We start from the raw sequence: 3,084 nt of genomic DNA on the forward strand, positions 1-3,084 counted from the left end.
CCACGAAAGCAAGGAAACAATCAAACCAGCAGAAAAGGAAATTATCGCCACGATCGCCTCGCTGCCAAGATAACGGGATAAAAAACTGCCTTGAATTTGGGCGATCGGTAGTCGCGGATTTAACCCCACTTGGATGCTGTTGGTATTGCCGGAAACGCTCACCTCTAAACCTTGTGATGCTTCGGTAATCTGCAAGTTTTCCCCCGTGGTTTTTAGTTTGAGGTTTTGGTTACTATCCTCTCGGATAATTTTTATCTGATTTAATATCTCTACCCCCGGTTTCTCGACGATCAGGAATTGATTTTCTTCTAGCTTAAGATCCTGTTGAGCCATCCGGATATTACCAGAAATAATTGTCGATTCCACTAAGTCATCTCTCACATTATTACCGGTGATAATCGGTCGCTCAAATCTAACATTATTAACTTTAATATTGCGCCAAAAAATAGGCTGTTCTTTATCTTGAAAAAGTTGTAAATTAACATCGATCGCTTGTTGTATTTCTAATTTAAATTCGGTGGTACTGAGATTAAATTCGAGGGGAATATCCTCTTTTTTTAGGGGTAAATTAGCAATTTTATAACCAGAAAGAGTTATTTTAATCGGGTTGCCGCTAGGATTAAATGATAAATTTACTGGTTGAGAATTTGGCTGCAAACTAAAAGCCAAAAGATTATTAAAAGGCGCGTATTTGAGATTTTTAACTCTAGTTTCCTTTTGTAAACGGAGTTCTTGCAGGATAAAATCCGCCGTCGGGGTAATTGTTAAAGTGCTATTTTCCCGGATTGATTCAATTTCTAGTCGCTCTCGTTTATTGAGTTCGGGATCGGCAAGACTGCTAAAGGTGCCGGCGAGGGTAAATTTTTTCAGTCCCGATAGATATATTTCGGAAAGATTATCGACATCTTTGAGCAATAAACTTTCGTTTTCTTGACAGGTAAAACTAAAACTTTTTACCAATAAATTGCCTTCAAAGTTTTGTTTAACTGGGATAATTCCCAAAAAAATCGACAGGAAAACCAGTGCTAGAGTAACTATAAAAACTGTGCAAAACTTGAGATTTTTCCTGATAAATCGCCAGAAACTTTTAAAATTATGCTTAGACCTCATTTTAGCCACTGGGGATTATGTTCAAAAGTTATATTAATCGGGGCATTTCTGGGAGGAGCATCATCTTGTTCTAATAAAGCTTTGACTCGCAATTCGTACAATCCCGCCTTAGCCAGTTTACCATCAGAAGTACGACCATCCCAAGTAAAGAAAATTTCTCCTTTTGGTTGCCAGTTAGGGCGAGAAGTCTCATAGATAACCTCGTTGTTCTGGAGGATTTGTAATTCTTTGATCTGGCTACGCACATTAGAAAAGAGGACGATATCGTAGGTTGTTGCCTGATTAAAAATAACTGGCAAATAGATCAATTTACCATCACTGATAGAGGCCGTGGCCCGCAGACTTTCAAGGGCGATATCTTCGCGATCAATAACATAGTTAGACCATTTAAATTGATAGCGAGAACCTTGGGGACGCAAGGTGAGGGGATCGAGTTGATAATTTTTTGGCACAGAACGCACTATCACTTTCGGCGCTCGGTTATTACGACTAGGCACTTCCAACTTTAGGGAGTCAGTCATCTCCCGAATCCGGCCGATAGAAAGGGAAATAAGACTAAAACTGCCCGCAATATCGATCGGAGCTATTCCCTCACAGCGCTTGTCATTATCTCTCTGGATATAGTTGCTAGATCTAGTATTTCCCGTCCCACAGTTTTGAGCTTGAATAGGGAAGAACGAGACCAAAATAAGACTAAGAATTGTTAAGTTAAGGACAATAAATGATTTTTTCATGGTACAACCACCTGCCATTGAGCTAATTTTTGGAGAACTCGATCGATTGGGTAAGCGAAACCGATACCGGAAGAATCGATTTGGGACTCGTTCATCGTCTTAAACATCAATCCGATCACCCGCATTTCCTGATCGAATACTGGACTACCAGACCCCCCCACGGCCAGACTCACAGCGATTACTAAATTGCCGTTATTAGGGTCATTTCCGATGGTAGTCGCCTCGTACTTCGACCAATCTTTTGATTCAGGATGTCCGATGATAGAAATCCGTGTTTTTGCGGCAATTTCGCCTTGATGAAAGGTTAAAGGACTGATATCGTCTGGTAAACCCGTGACTTCCAGCAAAGCTAAATCCAAGTTTTCTTCGGGTTGGGTGATGTGAATTATTTTAGCCACTGCACGATCGCGCGGGAGGTTGGGTAGATTTTCGCCGTAATAGGGTTCCACTTCCAGATTATCGCCCCTCTGTTCCGTGTCGCGATCGACCACCACATGACGATTAGTGATAATCCACACCGTTGTTCCCCGGCGTTTGACCACATAACCCGTACCGTAGGCAGTCCCCTTGGCGTTACCGGTAAAGACCACACTGATTTTAACGATCGATCGCTTGATCCGGGTGAGGGGATCCTCTTGGGGTAGATATTTAGTATTATTCAAAGCGATGATCTGCTCCGGTTGTTGCTGCAAGGATAACAAGCGCTGGGCTTCTTGCAGGTTATTGCGAGCAAATTCAAACTTCGGATCGATTTTTGTCGCCTTCTCGAACTCAGCGATCGCTGCCTCTAGCTTGCCCTGTTCCTGTAGGAGCCGACCCAAATTATTATGGGCAAGGGTGTGAGCGGTAGTCGGGGTGGCAGAGGTATCATCGGGTAAACTTAAAGCCCGACGGTACATTTCCTCGGCTTCTGTCAGTTTTTTCTGGTCATACAGCACGTTACCGAGATTGTTGTAGGCATTGACATACTTATCATCAAGAGCGAGCGCCCTACGGTACATTTCCTCCGCTTCTGTCAGTTTTTTCTGGTCAGACAGCACGTTACCGAGATTGTTGTAGACATCGACATCCTTATCATCAAGAGCGAGCGCCCGACGGTACATTTCCTCCGCTTCTGTCAGTTTTTTCTGGTCCCTCAGCACGTTACCGAGATTGTAGTAGGCATAGACATACTGATCATCAAGAGCGAGCGCCCGACGGTACATTTCCTCGGCTTCTGTCAGTTTTTTCTGGTCCCTCA

General features: G+C 43.2%; 3 protein-coding genes. All 3 read right to left on the reverse strand.

Annotated elements, in window-relative coordinates:
* The coding region (locus tag IM473_RS16655) for a hypothetical protein (RefSeq protein WP_287659553.1) at positions 1–1,110 on the reverse strand (1,110 nt) is incomplete at its 3' end.
* Positions 1,107–1,844 (reverse strand): FlgD immunoglobulin-like domain containing protein, encoded by a 738-nt coding sequence (locus IM473_RS16660; protein WP_024970152.1) that lies wholly within the window; start codon positions 1,842–1,844, stop codon positions 1,107–1,109. The genes IM473_RS16655 and IM473_RS16660, both read right to left, overlap by 4 nt.
* The coding region (locus tag IM473_RS16665; RefSeq protein ID WP_287659554.1) for a tetratricopeptide repeat protein at positions 1,841–3,084 on the reverse strand (1,244 nt) is incomplete at its 5' end. The genes IM473_RS16665 and IM473_RS16660, both read right to left, overlap by 4 nt.

It is taken from the genome of Microcystis sp. M015S2, assembly GCF_020245945.1.
Lineage (GTDB): Bacteria > Cyanobacteriota > Cyanobacteriia > Cyanobacteriales > Microcystaceae > Microcystis.